General features: G+C 63.1%; 14 protein-coding genes. 6 read left to right on the forward strand and 8 right to left on the reverse strand.

The window, feature by feature from the left end:
* Positions 1 to 60 precede the first annotated feature (60 nt).
* On the reverse strand, positions 61 to 1311 hold the full coding sequence (locus IR212_RS10800) for a hypothetical protein (protein ID WP_194395927.1): 1251 nt from the start codon (positions 1309 to 1311) through the stop codon (positions 61 to 63).
* 165 nt (positions 1312 to 1476) lie between these two features.
* Here IR212_RS10800 and IR212_RS10805 point away from each other — a divergent pair, with 165 nt between their 5' ends.
* The 5 genes from IR212_RS10805 (at position 1477) to IR212_RS10825 (ending at position 7305) form a co-directional block, all read left to right on the forward strand.
* A complete protein-coding gene (locus IR212_RS10805) occupies positions 1477 to 2097 on the forward strand; it encodes a hypothetical protein (RefSeq protein WP_194395928.1) in 621 nt (206 codons plus the stop codon).
* Positions 2098 to 2258: 161 nt separating this feature from the next.
* Entirely contained in the window at positions 2259 to 2723 is a 465-nt protein-coding gene (locus IR212_RS10810) for a hypothetical protein (RefSeq protein ID WP_194395929.1), read from the forward strand.
* Positions 2702 to 3613, forward strand: coding sequence for a hypothetical protein (locus IR212_RS10815; RefSeq protein ID WP_228479275.1), 912 nt, complete (start codon positions 2702 to 2704; stop codon positions 3611 to 3613). The genes IR212_RS10810 and IR212_RS10815 overlap by 22 nt, the downstream gene beginning before the upstream one ends.
* On the forward strand, positions 3606 to 4166 hold the full coding sequence (locus tag IR212_RS10820; RefSeq protein WP_194395931.1) for a hypothetical protein: 561 nt from the start codon (positions 3606 to 3608) through the stop codon (positions 4164 to 4166). Before IR212_RS10815 ends, IR212_RS10820 begins: the two co-directional genes overlap by 8 nt.
* A gap of 553 nt (positions 4167 to 4719) precedes the next feature.
* The gene (locus IR212_RS10825; RefSeq protein ID WP_228479276.1) at positions 4720 to 7305 is read left to right on the forward strand and encodes an AAA family ATPase; all 2586 of its coding nucleotides are present in this window, start codon (positions 4720 to 4722) and stop codon (positions 7303 to 7305) included.
* A gap of 177 nt (positions 7306 to 7482) precedes the next feature.
* Here the strand turns inward: IR212_RS10825 and IR212_RS10830 are convergent, their stop codons facing one another.
* The 5 genes from IR212_RS10830 to IR212_RS10850 form a co-directional block, all read right to left on the reverse strand.
* Complete coding sequence (locus tag IR212_RS10830) at positions 7483 to 9309, reverse strand: serine/threonine-protein kinase (protein WP_194395933.1); 1827 nt, start codon at positions 9307 to 9309, stop codon at positions 7483 to 7485.
* 170 nt (positions 9310 to 9479) lie between these two features.
* Entirely contained in the window at positions 9480 to 11261 is a 1782-nt protein-coding gene (locus IR212_RS10835; RefSeq protein ID WP_194395934.1) for a hypothetical protein, read from the reverse strand.
* A gap of 321 nt (positions 11262 to 11582) precedes the next feature.
* The gene (locus IR212_RS10840; RefSeq protein WP_194395935.1) at positions 11583 to 12698 is read right to left on the reverse strand and encodes a hypothetical protein; all 1116 of its coding nucleotides are present in this window, start codon (positions 12696 to 12698) and stop codon (positions 11583 to 11585) included.
* Positions 12695 to 13093 carry a hypothetical protein gene (locus IR212_RS10845; protein ID WP_194395936.1) on the reverse strand — a complete coding sequence of 133 codons (399 nt, stop codon included), beginning with the start codon at positions 13091 to 13093 and terminating at the stop codon, positions 12695 to 12697. The genes IR212_RS10840 and IR212_RS10845 overlap by 4 nt, the downstream gene beginning before the upstream one ends.
* A gap of 24 nt (positions 13094 to 13117) precedes the next feature.
* Positions 13118 to 14485 carry a stress response protein gene (locus IR212_RS10850; RefSeq protein ID WP_194395937.1) on the reverse strand — a complete coding sequence of 456 codons (1368 nt, stop codon included), beginning with the start codon at positions 14483 to 14485 and terminating at the stop codon, positions 13118 to 13120.
* Between the two features lie 280 nt (positions 14486 to 14765).
* On the opposite strand from IR212_RS10850, the gene IR212_RS10855 reads away from it, so the two are divergent.
* On the forward strand, positions 14766 to 16025 hold the full coding sequence (locus IR212_RS10855) for a hypothetical protein (protein WP_194395938.1): 1260 nt from the start codon (positions 14766 to 14768) through the stop codon (positions 16023 to 16025).
* A 596-nt stretch (positions 16026 to 16621) separates the two neighbouring features.
* On the opposite strand, the gene IR212_RS10860 is transcribed toward IR212_RS10855, so the two are convergent.
* Both IR212_RS10860 and IR212_RS10865 read right to left on the reverse strand, forming a co-directional pair.
* Positions 16622 to 17482, reverse strand: coding sequence for a hypothetical protein (locus IR212_RS10860; protein WP_194395939.1), 861 nt, complete (start codon positions 17480 to 17482; stop codon positions 16622 to 16624).
* Positions 17483 to 17664: 182 nt separating this feature from the next.
* Positions 17665 to 18573: a hypothetical protein gene (locus IR212_RS10865; protein WP_194395940.1), complete on the reverse strand. Its 909-nt coding sequence runs from the start codon at positions 18571 to 18573 to the stop codon at positions 17665 to 17667.
* Between the last annotated feature and the right edge of the window lies 1 nt (position 18574).

Consider the following 18574-nt stretch of genomic DNA (forward strand, 5'->3'; position numbering starts at 1 on the left):
CCCAACCCGCCGGTGGCTTGGGCCATCCAGGAGGCGGGTTAAACCGGACGCTGGAATTGGTCATCGCGCGCGCCGCACGCCGCCGGCGACGGCGGGCACCAAACCGTGCGGGTTCTTGGATACCGATGCGCCAAGGTGCTCGAGAGTCGCGGACGGGACGACTGCGGACAAGTCGAGCGCCTCGAACTCCTCGCGGCGTGCTGCGACTGCGACGAACGGCACGTACGTCGGTTGGCCGGTCGCCGGACTGATCGTCTCGGTCCCGAGCTCCAGTGAAATGCCCCCGATCAGTCCTCGACGGTCGGCCTCGAACACCTCGTGAAGGGACCGCAGCGCGATGTTGTGAACGACACGCATGTAGCGGTCCTTTGTATCTTTCTGTGTTGCGGCAACAGGAGTGATTTCGTCCGTCGCTTTGGTGTAGCGGTACGACTTGATCGCGGGAATCGCGTCCGGCCCGGGAATCAGAACCCGAAGGCTGAGTTCGGCGGTGGTCGGCTCGAAGGTCGCCGAGTGCGATACCGGAAACCATTCCGGGTAGATCGAATTGGCGAGCACGATTCCGACGTACTCCTGAACGGCGTCAACCGTGCCGTATGCCAGGCCCGAGATCAGCTGGTCGAGGGACTCATTCTGCTCGGCGACATTCTTCTCCCGCGCAGCTGACTCCGCCTCGTATTGCGCGAGCGCCTCGGCGAGGGCGGCCTGTCGCGCGCTCTCTGCTGCCCGATGAGCGGCCTCTTGCGCCGCGCGGCGTGCGGGAAGTTCGTCACTCGCAGCTTTCCACGCCCAGTAGTCGGTCGCATACTGCTGCTCGGCCGCGGCTAGAGCATCCGCAGCCTTCTGTTTGCGCCCAAGCAGGCCCTTCACGGGCTCCGGTTCGCGCTTTACCGGCAGCGGAGGGTCCGGGATCGCCGCCGGCTCGGGAATCGGGACGCGCAGGTCTTCCCGGGGGAAGGGCGGGTGCGTTACGACGGCGCGCAGCGACTCCAGGTCTACGAAGTCGTCCACATCGAGCGTTGCCGAGAGAATCTCCTCGAGTTCGACGAAGCGCCCGTTCAGCTCCGCGGTTAGCTCCTCCGCCTCGGCTTGGCGAGCATCTGCGTGCGCCTGAGCTGCTTCCCGCTCAAGACGTTTGCGATCCTGCTCCGACGCACGGGCGGCGGCTGCCGCCGCGCGCTCTGCGGCGCGTTGAGCAGCTTCGGCTCGCTTGACCGCCTGCGACTGTTGCCGCAGCGCGGCCTGCTGCCGCTGATCGGCAAGCTTCGCCTGGTGCTGAAGCTCGGCAAAGAATCCACGACGACGTGCCATACGTTCCCCCAATAGACCAACTCCCGAAGTCTATGGGGAAGCACGCCGTCCTTCTCACCCGCCTGCGCCAGGCCTCCACGTGGCGGCGCCTGAAAGGAACCGGGCGAATTCCCGCTGTACATGTCGTTGATCTCCAGGGCCCGGACGTAAAGCCATACTGGGCGAATGGACGCCCGCTACGATTCATTCCCCTTCCAGGACGGACAGTTCCCTCCACTCGGCGCGAAGGCCTACGCCCCTGTCGTTCCTACGCGAGCGATGGGGTTCACCGACGACGAAGAGTGGGAGGTAGTCGGGGAATCCCGCTACCTCGAGGGAATTCGACGCGTCAAGGAGGTGATGGATGCAGATGATGAGGGCGGGACGCTCTTCGCGCAGCTAATCGCAGAGCCCCTGAACGAGTTTGATCGCCACGCGGTGCGCGTGGACCTCGTGTGGGACTACCAACGAGAGACCTGCGGCTATCTGCCCCGCGAACAGGCATACAGGCTCCAGCCGTTGGTGGTTCAGGCGGCCGACGACGGCCTGATCGTACTTCGAGAGGCCTCGCTATACGGCGGGACTCCCGATCGGCCAAACATCGGCGTCTGGCTCTCGCCTCCACCGATGTCCAGCGACTCTCAGGATTATGCGGACTTTCGAGCCGAGCGCGCCGCCGACGAGCGAGACGATTCCGCGACTGCTCAACGCGCGGACGCGGTCGCACGGGAGCACCGAGAGGCGATTGTCGCGGAGCAGGCTGCGCCATCGGAGAAGCGATCGCTATGGAAGCGACTCGGATTCTGAGGATTCCCATCTCGACGCACTAACTGCGCGCCGCACCTAGCAGGCCGACAATCTGTGGGAAACACGGGCGGGAGCTAGCAGCTCTGGCGGATCAGGTATCCGCCGCCACACCGACGAGTACTGCGAGCCGACTGCTACAGTCGGCTCGAATCTCAAGGAGAATGATGACGAGCAGCAGTACCCCAACGGTCGGCTCCGTTTCGTCTGACGCTTCGGCGAGAGATGTCATCACCGTTACCGTCAAGGGCACATCGCAGCTCAACGAAGCACACCGCGCGGCCTTCACGAAGATCGTTCAGGACTACGCCTTCCGGGTGTTCGAGGTGGCATCGAAGGAGGAGTGGCTTCGAAGAGCCAGGGGCGTGCGGCATCGCGAGTTCAGCACCAAGAACTTCGTCGACGCCGAACGTTCCGTGCTTGACGCGGGATGGGTCCGGCTCAAGACTCCGCGTTGGCACATCGTTGTCGAGGTCTTCCAACCACCGTTGTGGGCATTCGCCGGGTGGGCGTTGAGCATGACGCCCAACGGCTGGGGTTGGGCAGTGGTGACGGCGCTCACCATGGTCGTCGCCGCGGTGAGCCTGGCAATCGAGAAGATCCACAAGTGGATGCTGGAGAACAAATGACCGCTCGCGAGCAAGACCGCCCGATCCTCACGGATGACGCTCGCGCGGCATTGGATGAGATTCTGAATCGCCAACGGGAAGAGGTGATTCGCGAGGCTGCGCGGCGCGGAGGCGGTCCGCTCGATGCTGTTGACGTATTGCGCGCCTACACCGAAACGACCGGCGCGCAGTCCGCGCCACTGAACCTCGAAGCAGAGGACCTGGTTGCTCAGTCAGAGCGGCGGCTGACGCTGCAGATCCAGGTCGGTCAAGCAACGGTTCTCGTGGTTGCTGCGAGTGCTGCAGCCGCCAGCCTGCTTGGTCTGTTTGCTGACTCGGGAAGAGTATCCGAACCATGGATCTCCATCCTCGCGACTATCACGTCCGCGGCCATGGCAGCCGCCACCGTCGTCTGGTTTCTGGCGGTTTCGGCGAGCAACAAGCGACGTGAGCGCGAAACGCTCGACCGCCTTTCGACCGTTCGCGCGCTCTCTCGCGACTACGCCTACGGGTCGGAGGTGGCGGCGTTGGCTGGTCCGTCGATCGACGAAGAGATCGCCGAGGCCGAGGAAGCGGCAATCACCCGCTACACCTTCTTGGCGCGGTGGATCGGAATCGAGAAACAGCTACTTCAACTCGCGGAGATTACTCTCGGGGGAAAGGATGCATCTCGGCCGATCCCGTCGGTCGTCCAGTCGCTCGTTCACGATCACGTGATCAGCGAGGATACCGAGTTCAGGATCAAGCGGGTGCTCAACAGCCGTAACGAGGTAGTCCATCGTGAGCACCCTCGCCTTGACTGGAGTCGCCTGGAGTACGACATGAAGAAGATCGAGACCGAGCTCAATGACGCGATCCGGGGCGCCCGCGCGCGGCGACGCCTGCCCAGACCCGCGAGCGCCAGTGACTGAAGCTGAGCGGGCCTTCGTGGCTACCGTTGCACAGATCGCACCTGTACTCTTGCTGGCGCTCGTAGTGGAGTCTCGATTCTTCCGATTTACCTACGCCGACGCGGTCCCGTCGAGCCGCGTTGCGAGGCGGGCGATTCGTAAAGAGATGCCGTTCGTCGACTACTGGTCTTGGCGTGTGTTCACTGCTGGGCGTCGGTGGGGTTTAGGAGTCATTGCAAGCTCGGCCCTGGTTATGTTGCTGGCAATCTCGGTCATGCTCGCACTCATCTTGCTCGGACGTGACGAATCACCGTCCACAGCGGCCACTACGTTCTTCATCATCAGCCTCACGGCGGGCGCTCTCGCGGCCGGCGTGTTGCCGATGCATGGTCAGATTGTCCAGCGCAACGTGCAGCTGGGACAGCTGGAGGACGAGCTGGCGGCAGCGATCCATGAGAAGGAACGGCGTGAACTAGCGCAGCGCGAAAGCGAGGCGGAACTCGCCGCGCAGTCGACGAAAACCAATCAGAGCTCGATCGCGCGCTGGTTTCGTTCACTGGGGCCGCGAACGTAGCGACGACTCCATCTCTGCTCGCTCCTAGTCCTCTCGCTGAATTGCAGACGATGCCGCTCCGTTCACGCGCGGGTACCCGATCGAGCCGTCATCGTCTGGTCGCTGGAGACGTCCGCTAGGCCGGCGCTATCGTCTCGGACGGTCAGGTGCCACATTCGACGGAACAGGTGGGCGCCGATCGCAATATCGACCAGGGCGAGAAGACGAAGTCCAAGCCGACGAATGAGAGGGTGACGAGCAAAGGTGACAAAAGCCAGACAACCAACGGGAACCAGCAATCCAGCAATGCACGCAGGCACCATGGGTGAGCGACGCCCTTTAGCAACACTCCCCTACACATACCTGCACGCCCGAAAAATCCCTGGATAATCGGTAAAACGCGCCCTATTCTGACCGCATGCGTGGAGGCCTCGAGCGATGGAAGCGAGGTGTCGAATCCCGAGGGGTTCGACAGGCGATCGCCTATGCACTCGAGGGCACCTGCGATGCTCACCTGCAGCACTCCCCCGGCGTTGAGGCGCTCGAACGGTACAGTGCCGCATCGGATTCGACCGTGTCGCGGTTCATCGTCGAGAACGGTGTCATCACCTCCGACGAGCTCACCGCTGGCGGCCTTCGTGTCTGGCTCACCGGCCACGACCCGGTCACTGGGGAAGAGCGCGGCCATCAGCGGCTGAACCCCGACGCCGACCTGCTGCTCGACGGGACCCTCAACCACCCGAAGTCGTACAGCATCGCCGCGCTGCTGCAGCCGGAGCTCGCCGCCGCGTTCGAAGGGCTCCAGGACCGGCTGCGTGACCGCGTCCTGCTCACGTGGCAGACGGAGCTCAACGCCCGGCGCGGGCACGGCGGGCTCATCCGCGAGGAGATCACCCGCATCGAGGCCGTCGAGCTACGGCATCGGCGCTCGCGCGCGCTCGACCCGCACATCCACCGTCACCTCTGGCTGAACATCAAGGTACTGGGCGCGGATGGCAAGTGGTCCAACCTCGACTCGCGCGTCGCAATGAAACTCCACACCGTCGTCAATGCTGAGGGTGAGCTCGCCGCCCGAACCGATCCCGCCTGGATCGCTGCGCTCGCCGAGCATGGGTACACGCTCGACGAGACGGGCGAGATCGCCGAGCTCGCCGGTGCCGTACGACCCGTCTCCCGCCGGTCGGCACAGATCGAGGGCAACCGCGCCCGCCTGATCGCGGAGTGGTCAGCGGCCCACGGAGGATCTGCGCCGAGCGTGGAGGTGCTGCAGCAGATCGATCGCCGCGCGTGGGCGGTGTCGCGTCCGAACAAACCGGCCGGACTCGTTGAGGCGTCCTGGGAGGCCCGCGTCCGCGACGAGATCACAGCAATCGATCCGGGTCTGACCACCCTCCGCGCACCCGTTCCAGTTGCTGTGACAGACCCGGATGCGCTGAACCTGGATCTGCTTGCTGCGCAGGCGGTCGTTGACGCGGACGAACGGTCCACCTCATGCGGCGGGAGGTTCAGTAGCTTCGACATCCGCGCGGGAGCCATCCGCGCACTCTCGCGCACGGGCGTCGTTGTGGCGCGCGACCGGCTCGACGGCGCGATCGCCGAGATCGCGCAGCGTGCCACGCGTTCCGTCTACCGGCTCGTTGCGGAGGATCCGCCGGCGCACGTCAAGGCGTTCATGGCGACGGAGACCGTACGCGCCAAGGTGCGTCTCGCCGGCCGCTTGGACGTACTCGCCCGCCCCGGGCGTTCCCTGCTCCCGGGCGAGTTGCACCGGCTCACGTCGGGCGCGGATCTGTCGGCGCTCGATTCATCGCAAGGCGTTGCCGCGTGCGGCATCGCCGGCACGGACGGGCTCGTGACGGTGACCGGACCCGCCGGCGCGGGCAAGACGACGATGCTGCGCGCTGCGTTCGCGGCGCTCACGTCGCAACGGCGACGGATGCTCGTGGTTGCTCCCACGCGAAAAGCGGCATCGGTGGCGTCGCGCGAGATCGGGGCCGCGGCATCCAGTATTCAAGCCCTTCTCTTGGACCACGGCTACCGATGGGCCACCGACGATGCCGGCGCGAAGGTGTGGACCAGGCTTCGAGTGGGAGAAGTCGATTCCAGCACGGACGCCCTGTACGGCGGACCAACCCGGTACGTGTTGCGCTCTCGCGATCGGATCGTCGTCGACGAAGCCGGCATGGTCGACCTGCAGACGGCGAACGTCCTCGTCGAGCTCGCGATCGAGCAGGGTGTCGGGCTGGCGTTCGTGGGTGACACGCATCAGGCGTTGCCGGTCGGACATGCGGGTGCGATGGGTTCTGCGATCCGGCACGCGAACGCTGCGGTCGAGCTTGACACTGTACACCGGTTCCGCGATCGCGAGTACGCGTCCCTCACGCTGCGGCTGCGGGATGCAGGTGATCGCGAGCGTGCGCTGGTGGTTGCCGGCGAGCTTGCCGAACACGGTCACGTCGACCGGCTCGAACATCACGACGCGGCGCGTGAGCGGATGGTCGACGCGTACTTCCACTGGCACGCACGCGGCAAGCGGGTGACGCTGGTATCTGGCACGAATGCTGAGGCGGATGCGATCAACGACGCCATTCAGCAGCGGCGAGTCGATCTGGGCGAGCTCGACGTCCGCGTCGCCGCGTGGGGAACCGGGCAGCAGCACATCCTCGTCGGCGACACCGTTCAGACCCGTCGCAACGACCGGCTCACGGGAGTCGAGAATCGCGCGCAGTGGATCGTGCGGGGCATCCGCGACGAATACCTGTCCCTCGTCTCGGTGAGCGACAGCGGCGAGGTGGCGCGTGTCTCCACCGAGTACGCGCGCGAGCACCTGCAGCTCGCCTACGCGTCCACCGTGCACGGCGTGCAGGGCGACACCGCCGACGCGTCGGTGGTCGGGCCGGACGTGGATGCTGCAGGTCTCTATGTGGGCCTTACGCGCGGTCGGCTGAGCAACGTCGCGGTCGTCGTGGCGCGGACGGATGCCGCGGCCCGCGAGTGCCTCGCCGAGTCGATGCAGCGCGGCACTCCGGAGTTGACGATGCAAGATGCGGTGCGCGCGGCTGAGGCCGAGATGCGGCAGGCAGCGCGGAAGCGGGAGGCGGCCATGGTGACGGGCCCGGTGGTTGGGGCGCCGAGTGCGGGGCGCGGGATGGGGATTTAAAGGCGCTCGATTACCTGGCACAACGAGAAGATGCTGTTGCGGGTTATTCGGGCGCGATCAGCGCGGGCATCAGCGTCGGTCACAGAATTTCCTCGCTCTTGCTTTGAGGGACCGCCCTTTAAGGCACCAAAGGGTCGCGACTAGGGGACGATTCGTTACCGTTTGGCCTGCTCGAGATCACAAATCCCGCCGCGCCTGACGCGGCGAAGGCGCAACATTCGGAGCTTCGGTGATATCGCGAAGCCCCAGGACCTTCGCCAACGTGTTCCGGATCCGAAACTCGGCATCCCATTCAAGGGTGACGAGGTCTTCGTACGAACCTGTGGGGTGCAACAGATCGAGAACATCGGCCTCGAACACATAAAACGGGGAGGCGTTGATGAGCGCAAGAGAACGGAACCTCTCGTACTCGGCCCGGGAACCAAAATGCACGGAGTAGCGCCCGTCGGTGCGCTCGCCATAGGTGACGTCCCATGCGCTCTCGAACGCCTCGAGTATCCGCGCCGTTTCTTCGGCGAAGAGCGACTTGTCGATCAGGTCGGCGCCCGCGGCCCTTCGCTGCTTGTCGTCAAGGTTGGTCTCGCTCCAGAGGATGCCGACATTCTGTTCAAACTCGAGGAGCTCGAGAGTGCGCTGATCGAGCAGGGTGAAGTCGGTCGCGAGGTACGTCCTCACGTGTTGGGCAAGCCAAACGAGCGGTGCGTTGAGAAGGTTCGACCGAAGCGAGCCCGGTCCTTCGGCTGAAATCATCTCGGTGATGCTTTCCAACAACTCGCCACAGTGATAGTCCTTGAGGAAACGGAAGTAGTGCCGCGATCGGTCGACCAGGCCCAGCCACATTGAAGTTCGGGTGAGAGGGAACGCGGTGAGAATCGTCTCGAGCTCACGTTCGAGCTTCTGTTTGTCCGTGGAGAGCACGAGGCTGCGGTCGTGATCGTCCCATGAGCCGTGGCTTTCGTACTCGAACTTCGCTTTGCACCGCGTGTAGATCGCGGCTTGCACGCATGTATTGAAGAGATCGGGGCTGGCTCGGTACGCGATTTCACAGTGGTAGTTCGGGTTGAGGCGAGCGAGCTCCTCCGGCGCTGCCCTCTCGAAGAGGTACTTCACCGAGAGAATGTCCCGCGCTGCACGTTCGCGAATGAGGTCACGTTGACTCGGATCGATCAGAATCGACGCGTCGGCGGGCCGCAAGTCGTCGGCGATGTCGCCGATCATCGATTCGACATTCCGTTCGATCGTCCGGAGGGCGTCGCGCGCTGCCTCGATTCGGATTCGGTCGGACTCTTCCTGCAGGAGCATCCGGTCCACGACCAGATCCACATCGGAAAGAAATGGGTAAAGGTCGGCCACTCTGGGATGGTGGCTGCCCCTTGCGTTCCGTTTGGTAAACATCTCTGTCGCGATGAGGCCGAGAGCGAAGACGTCAGCCGGCTGACCGATGCCGATGGATCCCTTCTGGGCCATCTGTTCGGGCGCGACGTAGTTTCGGTTGGCGAGAAGCTCACCATGCTCAGTCAGCGTCGAGTCCTTGAAGTGGGCAATCCCAAAGTCGGCGATGACGAGTGTGTGGGTATCCGGGTCGACGAGGATGTTCTCGGGTTTAAGGTCTCGGTGGACAACGCCATCGCCGTGCACGTGTGCGAGGCCTTCGCAGAGCTGAAGCACGTAGTCGAGCAGTACCTTGTGATCTGACTCGGTGTCGATCACGTTTCGCAACGTCATTGGATACAAGCGCATCACGTAGGAGAACGCTGCGTCGTCCTCTATAGAAGCGAGCACCTTCACGACGTTCGGATGTGTCGCCGTCGCGCAATAGGCGATCTCATTCCGGAAGCGTTCGTTGCGAGAGCGCTTCTTGGTCTTCGGAATGCGCTTGAGTGCGAGGTCTTCCTCACCGTCCCGAGCCCTGACCTTCCAAACCTCGCCTGCACCGCCACCCCCGAGGCTGACCTTCAGCTCGTAGGTGACCTGTTCGATGCGAACGACGTTGCCCTTCTTCATGGCCACAAGGTAGTGCCTGTTGGAGTCGAACCCGTGCGTCTTTCCGTCCGTAAGCCCGATGTCGCATCCCCGCGCGTGGTCTGAAACCGGCCTGAGCGCGCAACGGCGTCCCACACGGTAGCCGCGTGGCGCACTCGCGTGTTGCTACCTGGCGCCACCGACCCTTCGCGTTACTCCGCCGTGCCGTCGAGGTCGCGTTCCGAGAGAGCGCCAGCGTCCGGCGACGGCTCCGAGTCATCGCGCTCAACGCCTTTTAGGAAGAAGGCCCGGATGTCGAGTTCCTCGAACACGTCCTCGGTGCCCATTCGCAATTCGTGGGCGAGGAGTAGCTCGTCTCCCGGGAGTAACTCGATTGCCTTGCTGATCTGTACGCGACTCGCGCTTCGATCTCCCCGTTTCCAGGCCCGTTGCGCCAGATCGAATCGCAGAGCTGCGTCGAGGCGGGCAGGGAGCTCAAGGAGGTATTTGGGCTGTTGGCGCATTGACGATTCACGTTCATCGGCGAGAGCCATGAGCTCCGCGTCGGTCCAATCGAATGTGAATCCAAACGCCCACAAGGCGTATGAATACATCGATGGCGCGCGCAGCAGGTCCATGTTTGGCTTGAGATAGTGATCCGCTTGCGGTCGCCTCAGGTCCTCGGCGACCCTGGCATGCCACAGTGCATAAGCGGCGACCAACGGCACGCGATTTTGTTTTGCCTCGCCTGGAAGTAGCTTCTCGATCTGCTCGAGGGGTTTGCGCGCGTCGATGACGCCCTCAGACTCGCCGCTAAGAACGGCACGAAACGACTCGACAAGGGCGGAGAAGATTCTCGGGGCGTCCTTGGCGTTGAAGCTGTCCCACCCAGGCAGCCAAATCTCTGGAGACAACGGTACCCACATAATCCCAGGAATTGCCTGCCTATATCTGCGCTGGAAATCGGTATCCACGCCGGTGGGAGCTCGCTTGATGTACTGCCGGATCACGTGCTGACAGACCCGGTGTAGTCCCTCCAAACTCAGAACGGTCTTTCCATCGTGCCGGACAGTATCGTCCTGTCGGGCTAGCTCGCGCAGCTCCGGAGCAAGATCGCGAAGTTCGTGAACGGTTTTAGACCTCACCTGATACGCGAAGTCTAGAGCCTTGGGCAAGTCGACCGCCCGGATAGGGCTTATGGAGTTCGCCGCACCGCTCCGGTAATACTCAGCCGGAAGATGTTCGAGCACGAACCCCTGGAATTTACGACGTAAGGAGAGCATGTCGACCTTCAACACTGCATCTCTTATGAGCGCGGTTTCGCCCTCTTCAAGCCCCGCACACGCAGCGTCGATAATTTTCCGTTTGGGAGAGTCGTACTGTTCCCACGTAGCCGTAGGAACAACCGAGTCCTTCGCAAGCGATTCAATTGCGGCGACAAACAGCGTGTACGAGAGCGAGACGTCACTGTCGGCGAAGGTGACGGCGTCGGCGACCCGGCGGATAGCACGCATCGCGGCCTCGAAGTGCGGCCGCTCGAGCGCGATCAACTCGCTGCAGAATTCACGGAGGTCGGTGATCTCCTCATCGGAGAGATATCGCGCCGGTTCCAGGACATGCTTGAGAAGCTTCGCTCGCCGCCTTCGCCCCTTTCCGCCGCCCGAGACTACGCGCTGTGCCAGGTCGACATCAGGGAGGACGACGATGTCGAGGCCGAAGGCAACCACATCGGCGAAGTCATCGATTAGTTCGTCGCCACTAGTCGCGATGTGAGGAGACTGCGAACCATCGGGGTCAGTCCTTTCCAGTCGATCGACGCACTCGACTACGACCGGTTGAACGTCGCCGTACCCATTGGTGAACCGTAGGACGCCGATCGGCAGTTCTACGTCCTCCGCCCGGCCGCGCAGGCCGTTGGTGTACACGACTCGGCGGTGCACCGTTTCATAAAGGTCATCCGTGTCGAAGTAGATCCCGCTAGCAATCTGGAGCACACCTCAATTCTCTGACGCACGGAGGCAATTGCGCCCTCTTTCAGGGTGCGTGACCGTGGCAGAGCGCGATGCATCTCCACGTTCTAGCCCGTCCGCAACCGTCGGTAGCCGCCCGCCAACTTCTGTCACGCCCGTGCTCGTGAAGTGAACCGTCCCATCCACCACCGCTCTCCGGCCGGCGACGCTGATCGCGCGAATGCCGGATCATGGACCTACAAGGGCCAAGACAAGGATGGCGCTTCGCGCTCGTGACCCGGAACTGCCCGAGTTGCTGACGCGATAGCGTCCTTCGGACGGCCTCGCGGGGGCGCCACGCGCAGTTCAGCCGATCCCTTGGTGCTGCCCATCACGGATGCGCCGCACGGCAGCGTCCCAATCATCGATGAGAGTCACCGTCTCAGCTAGGCGAGCGACGCCCTGCGCGATCGTCTTCGCAGGGGCACGCAACATGGAACTCATCGCTCCGAGGTCCTGCAACGAGGCGCTAAAGCCGCCGAAGCCCTCGAATGCTTGCCGAGCAGTGATTGCAAGATCGGAGATAACCTCCAGGAACTTGGTCGTTCCCTCGTTCCGCAGGAGAGTCGGGTTGGTAGCGACGATACGCAGCAGAGGAGAAACGTGTGAGTCGAGGGCGCTCAGATCGCGTTCGTAAGCAAGGGTAACTCGGTCGAACTCCGATGCGTGACCCTTCAGCATGTCCGCGAACTCTCTAATCTTGGCCAGCCGCGTTGCATTGCTTGCCGTCGAGGGGATGGCTCTCAGCCCTGAGCTCGCCAGCGACGTGTCCTCGTTCATCGCGGACATCACCTCGCTAACACGTTGCAAGGTTGCCGTGACGGTCCCGAAGGAGTCGTCAAGACTCATCACTATCTCGAAAAAGCCGGCCTGCGTTTCGGGCGCTTCATCTTCCGAGGGGTCGGGCTCGCCCAGCACGACCGTTACATCGCCGGAATCGGCGCTCTGCAAAGCCTCCCAGACGCGGGTCGCTGCGACCATATCGATCTGGCCGTTGAGTCCCGTCTCGATGGCCTTGACCAGGCGCTTGCGCGCTTCCACCAGGCCCAACTGAGATCGTTCGATCAGAATAGTCCGCACGGCCTTAACGTCGAACGGCAGCGGTGTCGCGCTGTCCGCTACCTGGATCGTCAGGCGCTTCAGCGAGTGCCGGAGCCCGAGTTCATACATGACATTGGCGTTGGCTCCTGTCAGATCGGCGATGACAAGATCGGCCTCAAACAAATGCCGAAAAATCTGCTCGTTTATGTCGCCGGAGATCGAAATCTGGTCCGCGCGAACGGCCTCGATGCCAAGGAACTCGCATGCCGCCCTGATGACGCGCTCATAGATCTCAAGGGAAGACTCCCATGACAGACGTGCCGCGGACTCCGGGGGCGCGAACTCGTTGCCGATCGGCCCGATCACGAAGCAAGTAGTCATTCAGATACCTTTCGTTCACAGAATTCTTTCGCGAGCTCGAGTGCCCGCCGCGCGTCGCTCAGGGCAGAACGAGCATCGCCCAGTGTGCAGCTCGTTCTCGCCGTATACTGCGCTTTCGCCTTGAGACGCAAGAGTCGGCTGAGCGCGGCAGCGATCCGGTCTTGCTGGATCCGTCGTAGAGCCGCAGGTGCGGTTTCGTGCCCCGCTCGAGCGCCGCGCCCGATACCGTGTGCCATGAGCGTCGCGTCCGACGCGGCAATTCCTGCCTGCGCGCAGAGGCTGACAACGGAGTTCACGAAGTTCTCATCGCCCTCCCCGATCGTCGCCATTGCTAGGAATTCCTGGCCACGGGAAAGACGGGCGAACACCTCAGCGCGGCTTTCAGCACTCAACATCTGTGAGTCGTCCTGCGCGCGAAGCTAGCGTGCGTCTGCTGCCGCCGAACCCGGCAACTCGTCGTCTTGGGACGAGAGCGCAGCGGAGGGAATATCCTTCGACACTTCCTCGTCCACCACGACCTCCTCAGGCTTCCGGAGGCGCGGAGGAGCGGCAGACCAATCCTTGAGTCGCTGCCCCACAAGGTCATAGCACTCGAGGATCGCCTCCATAACCGAATCGATGAAGCCGGACCTGCCCGCCAGGCGGGCGGTGCCCATCTTGCCGATGTAGGTCACCGTGAACGACTTGATCTCCTTCGCGGGATCAGCAACCAGGACACCTGGATTCTCGCGTGCTGTCTTCAGAAGCTCGGCGGTGCCACCGCGTTGACGCGCCGCGAACGCCTCAACGCGGAGGGAGTCCGGTGCATCCTTGAGCTGACGCAGCAGCCAGTTGACCCTCGTGGTTGGCCGGCCCTCGGCGGGAGCGCTCGTGGAGAAAGAGCATGTAACCTGCGCCGCGCGGATATCGACGGTCACCGATAGAGGCGACACGGCGTTCGGGATACGGATCGCGCCTGACATCTTGCCCTCGTTCACCAGCATGTCGGTGACCGCTCCGATTCGAAGGGCCGGGTTGGCGACTTCCGTTTTCGACAAGACCTGGGTGACGTCAGCGCCGAGTCGCTGCCCGAGCTTTAGGGCGCCGTAGCGCAGCAATGCATCGAATCGTCCCGCGACCTGGGCGGCGTCCTTATCGCTCTTGCGAAGCGTGCCGCTCGACACCGAATCCCGAACGGGTACCCAACTCGGGCCCATGTCAGTGAACTCGACGGCGCCGGACTTCGGGTGCTCCAGATACCGGATCAGCTCACCCAGGATCCACGCCTGATCGGGATCGGCGACGCCACGGAACTCCTTCTGCATGATCGCGGCAGTCAGCACTTCTGTCCATGACAGGTGGTGCATGCTGGCGTACTTCGACTTCCGCTTATCAACGACGGTCGGGTGGGTGCCCGCCGCCGCCGGAATCTCATTGGAGATCGTCAGCAGCGCGTCGAACCGATGTTGCCGCGCGACGTCGAGATAGTTCTCCAGCTGCTCCCGCTGCAGCTCGTTGTTGCCCGTCTTGACCTCCACGAGCGCGGTCCAGACCTTGCTTCCGCGCTTCACCCGGATGAGACCGTCGGGAAAGACCTTCTTATCCCCAAGCTGGAACGGCACCTCGATGAACGTCTCCAGCACCCCGGCCGGCGCGCCCATACGACCCGTCACTACCCGGCCGTATTCCTTCACCGAACTCATGACCGCCAGCAATGCGGATGTCGCTCTTCGCTCCTGCTCCTCAGCACCGTTGATCCCGGACGTCGGGATCAGGCGCGCCGCGTTCCAGGGGTTCTCTTCTGCCACTTCAACTCCGTAATTGACACCTTCTACCCACGAACGCTAATGGCAACACCACACCGTCCTCGACATTTCGGCTCCTGAGCGCGTTGCAGGCCGCGTTATGGCTCGACTTCATTGATGCTCAACCGCAAGTCTTGAATCGCGGAGTGCGAGTCCGGCCGGATCGGATAGAGACGGCCGTGGCTCATACGACCGATCTGATTAGGGGGCGGCGTGCCGGCATGCGAATGCCGGCGGGCTCAAGGAAAAGGGTTGTCGAAGAGGCCCGCTAGCCTGGTCCTCGATGATCAAGGGCAGAGGGATCACATACGCCGCGGTCATATGCCTGAGCTCGACTGCCGTGGCGGTAAGCGCCTTGCTTGCCGCGCACGCACGCGGCTCAGCGCGACGAGCGAGCGGGAGGTTCCTACCAACAGACAGCCCCGCTTCGTCGAGTGAGACGCTGAAAAGCGATGAGGAGGCATACGCCCAGGTTCGCCGTGACTCAGTACGCCGCGTCGCCAGCCGAATTGGCCTGCTTGTCGGCACCGGAGTGTACGTCGCGGGCCTTTATCTTGCGCTTCGCGCGCTCATATTCACCGGGCAGTTCTTTCCGACGTCGAGGCTCTCCCTGGCTGACGCTGCAGGACCCTTCTCGCCATCTGCAGCGACAGTTCTTCCGGCGTTGTCTGCGGTGGTGGTAGCACTGGCGGTCGTAAAAGCGGTGGGCTCTGCGAGCTCCTTCATTGTAGGGACAGCGACCATGTGCGGGTGGCTCGCGGTTGCGTGGGCCGCGCTCGCAGTCGCCGCAAGCTTCGGCGGGGGAAACTTCGCTGACGGGCGAGCCCTTGCTGCCGTTGCGCTCGCTGCCGTTTGCGTCGTCGTCAGCGCCGTGGTGCGCGAACTTCTTCCGCTATCCGAGTCCGCGCGCCGAAGCGACGAGCGCAGCAGGTCTGCTCAACTTGCGGAGCGCGTAAATCGCATGAGCGCTGCGGAGACGGTCACTCGTCGATACAGCTCGCCGTACACCCGTCTCGCAGCGGTGCGGACACAGATCGTCGTCTGGTACATCCTGGCCAGTGTGGTTCCCGTTGGAATTGTCGCGACGAGTGCTGCAGTAGACGGTGGGCAGTTCTGGGAGACCGCTCGCTCCGCTTGGGTCCTCGTACCAGTCGGGTTGCTCGCCGTTGTCGGGCTCCACCTTGCCGTTGCGACCCGGTATTGGACCTCTTCGTGGAAGTGGATTCCGTTCAGCGTCCTTGTCTGCGCCTCAATCGCCCTGGTCGGATACGCGCCACTTCTTCTCCTGGTCCTGGCCATCCGGAACGGACAAGCAATGGTGGGGGTCGTCGGGGCGTTCGAAGCCCTCTGGGCATTGCTCGTGCTGGCCAGCGCTCTCGCCCCGCTGTGGTTTGCGTTGCCGAAGCTCGCCCTCTTCGGGCAAGTGGTAATAGCTGAACTGATGCTGTCTACAGCTGCAACCGTCCGCCGTCTGTCCGCGGTGAAAGCAGCCGAAGAGCGACTGCGAGAATCCATCTGGGCTGCGCCGTCCGCCCCCGATTGATTCCCAGGTAGCGGTGCGACCGAAATAGGTGGCTGGCGAAGAACTAGAAAGCTTGCTCGTGACGCTATGTGCTGTCGAGCACCGGGCGCCAAGTTCGAGCCGCGGCCGCAACGTGGGCTCCGCGGCGAAATGGTGCATGCCGCGCGCTTCTGTCTGTTCCATATCCGTACCGCTGTCGGCGGGGTCATCGCTCGGCCGGCAATCGCTGCCGAGTGCAGCATCAGCAGTCAGCATCAGATTTCGCCCTCTTCGGTAGCCTGCGACCCGCGACGATGATTCTGTCACGGCCACCGTAGAGGCATTCCTGAAGGACTTCAGCGCTCACTGCGTGCAGGATTTGCATCAGACTTCGTTGGAGCTGGGATGTCGCAGGAGAGCGGACTGCCCACATGGGATGCGCTCCTAGCACCTCTGAGCCACGGAGCGGGGCGCCGCGCGGAAGTTGCTCGCCCTGTCGAGGGAGTCTTGACAGCCGGGCAGGGTGGACGCCGGCTGCTGACCGCCGGTTCGACGCGGCTGCGCGGACCCGCTCTCGAGGTTGAAGGTAACGTTTCGCGCCCCCGCTTTATCCTCGGGATTGCAGCGTGAATCTGCAGCTAGTCGTTGTACCGCACAACGCCGGTTGAGAACCAGCTGACCAACGTGGATGCGAGTTGGACGTGCCCGATCGCGGTAATAGGTTCGGGTGCCTCGCCACTATGGCGATCTCTCTGGGCAAACGCCAGGGTCTCCAGCATCCCAATCAGTACCTGTCGAAGGTCGGGGTGCCCATCGTCGCGGGTTTCGAAGATCAGGGTAATGTCGGGCTTGTCCCTGATGGCACGGACGATCTTGCCCAGTTGCGGGCGCCCGTCCCTTGGGATCACGACGGGCCCAGCCGCGGCCTCAACACCACGGATCGCTTCCGTCATGGCTTTACTTGGATCAGGCTCAAGCGCAGTTGCCGCGGCCCATGCCGTTGCGAGGTGTCGACCAGCTACCTCCCCCGCGGCCGCGGCGGCCTCGGAAGCGATCCGCTCTACACCGTCTGGGAGGCGTCGGCCGATGCGAAACGAGCGATCATCGTCGACAATCGTGATGCTCGAGGCGGCGAGATCCAGATAGCCCGCCAGCTCAACAATCGCAGAAGGCGGCCGGTACATGTGGTCCCGTTCCATTCCGCTTACGAGGAGGTCGATGACACGTACTGTGAAACGATCACCTTCGTCCAGTATCGAGCCGACAAGGGCCTGGGCTCGCACATCGCCTGGGTCGTACGCGAACTTGAAGTGCAGCGCAGTCTCGATGTAGTTGCGAAGCGCGGCAGACGTGAATCCGTACCCGGCGTTGGCGAGCCGTGCACCTAGCCAATTCTCTACCGCCGCACGCGCGTGCGCAGGTAGCATCTCTCGCACCGTGAGGCGGTGGGCATACTCTTCGTCGTCCGCATCCCAAGGCCGCCAGACATTTTCGCGCATCACGTATGCAACCGTATCGGGGCGTGCTCTCGTAGTGCCGACCACGGCACGTCTAGCACGCGTTCGGAGCACGTGTCGATCGAATGCCTCTCTTCTTGCGACCAGTGGGACCGTCGTTGGATTGAGACGTACGCGGCCAAACCGATGCAGTCAGGTAGATCGGCGCGTTCACCGGAACAGAGTTACTGCGTCTCGTCAGAGGATGGCGCAAAGCGCTCCCGCGCATCACGCGCTCGCAGCGAGGAAAGCTCCTCGACCCAGTCGCGCGACAGTCGCCGATCGCCGGGGCCGACCGAGCTCATGCCCTGCTGAAGGAGTAGCTGCCGTACTTTGCTACAGGTTTTCTCCGCATTGCCGGGCCAGAACTGCGCGTAGACGGCTGAGTTCGTGACGAACTGTTCGCGGACAAAATCGCCGATCAAGGCCTCGCCCCACGAGTCGAGATCGATGCGGTCGATCACGGCGTGGTCGATCGCCTGTACGAGTTGTTGAGTTGCGGCAATCGCTGAAGCTGTGTCCTTGAACGACGGAATACTCCCGCCGCCAACTCGGTCGAGGTACTCGTCGACGTCGAGTCCGCGAAAATCAGCTCTGATGCGATCACGCGCTCGTTCCAGACGTGCTCGCACATCGGCTGAGACGCGTCCACCGGATCCGTCCGAATGGACGACCCGATTACGCCAGACATAACCGACCTGAACGAGCAACTCGGCATCGGACTGCTCGAGAGACAAGTGCCGAGCGAGTTCCCGCAGCTTCCGAGCACGTCCGTCCATCTGATTGATGCGCAGTGCGTCGCCTTCGGCAAATAGACCCGGCATGTTGGTGATGGACCGGCGGTACCCGTCAAGCAGGTCCGTGATCCAGACCAGTGCCGACTCGAGCGCGTACTGCCGACTACGGTGATAGCTGCTCTCGCGGTCGCTTGGGCTCCACGACGTTGAGAACTCCGCCGACACGACGGCTTCTCCGCTTCGTACGCTGTCGAGCCCGACGAGCAGAGTTATGAGGAAGTGATTGTTCTGACCAGCAGTGAGCTTGAACTTCCTGCGTGCAGGAGTAACGGTCAATCCGACGTCGGCAAGCGTCATG

The organism is Microbacterium atlanticum (genome assembly GCF_015277815.1).
In the GTDB taxonomy this organism is placed as follows: Bacteria; Actinomycetota; Actinomycetes; order Actinomycetales; family Microbacteriaceae; genus Microbacterium; species Microbacterium atlanticum.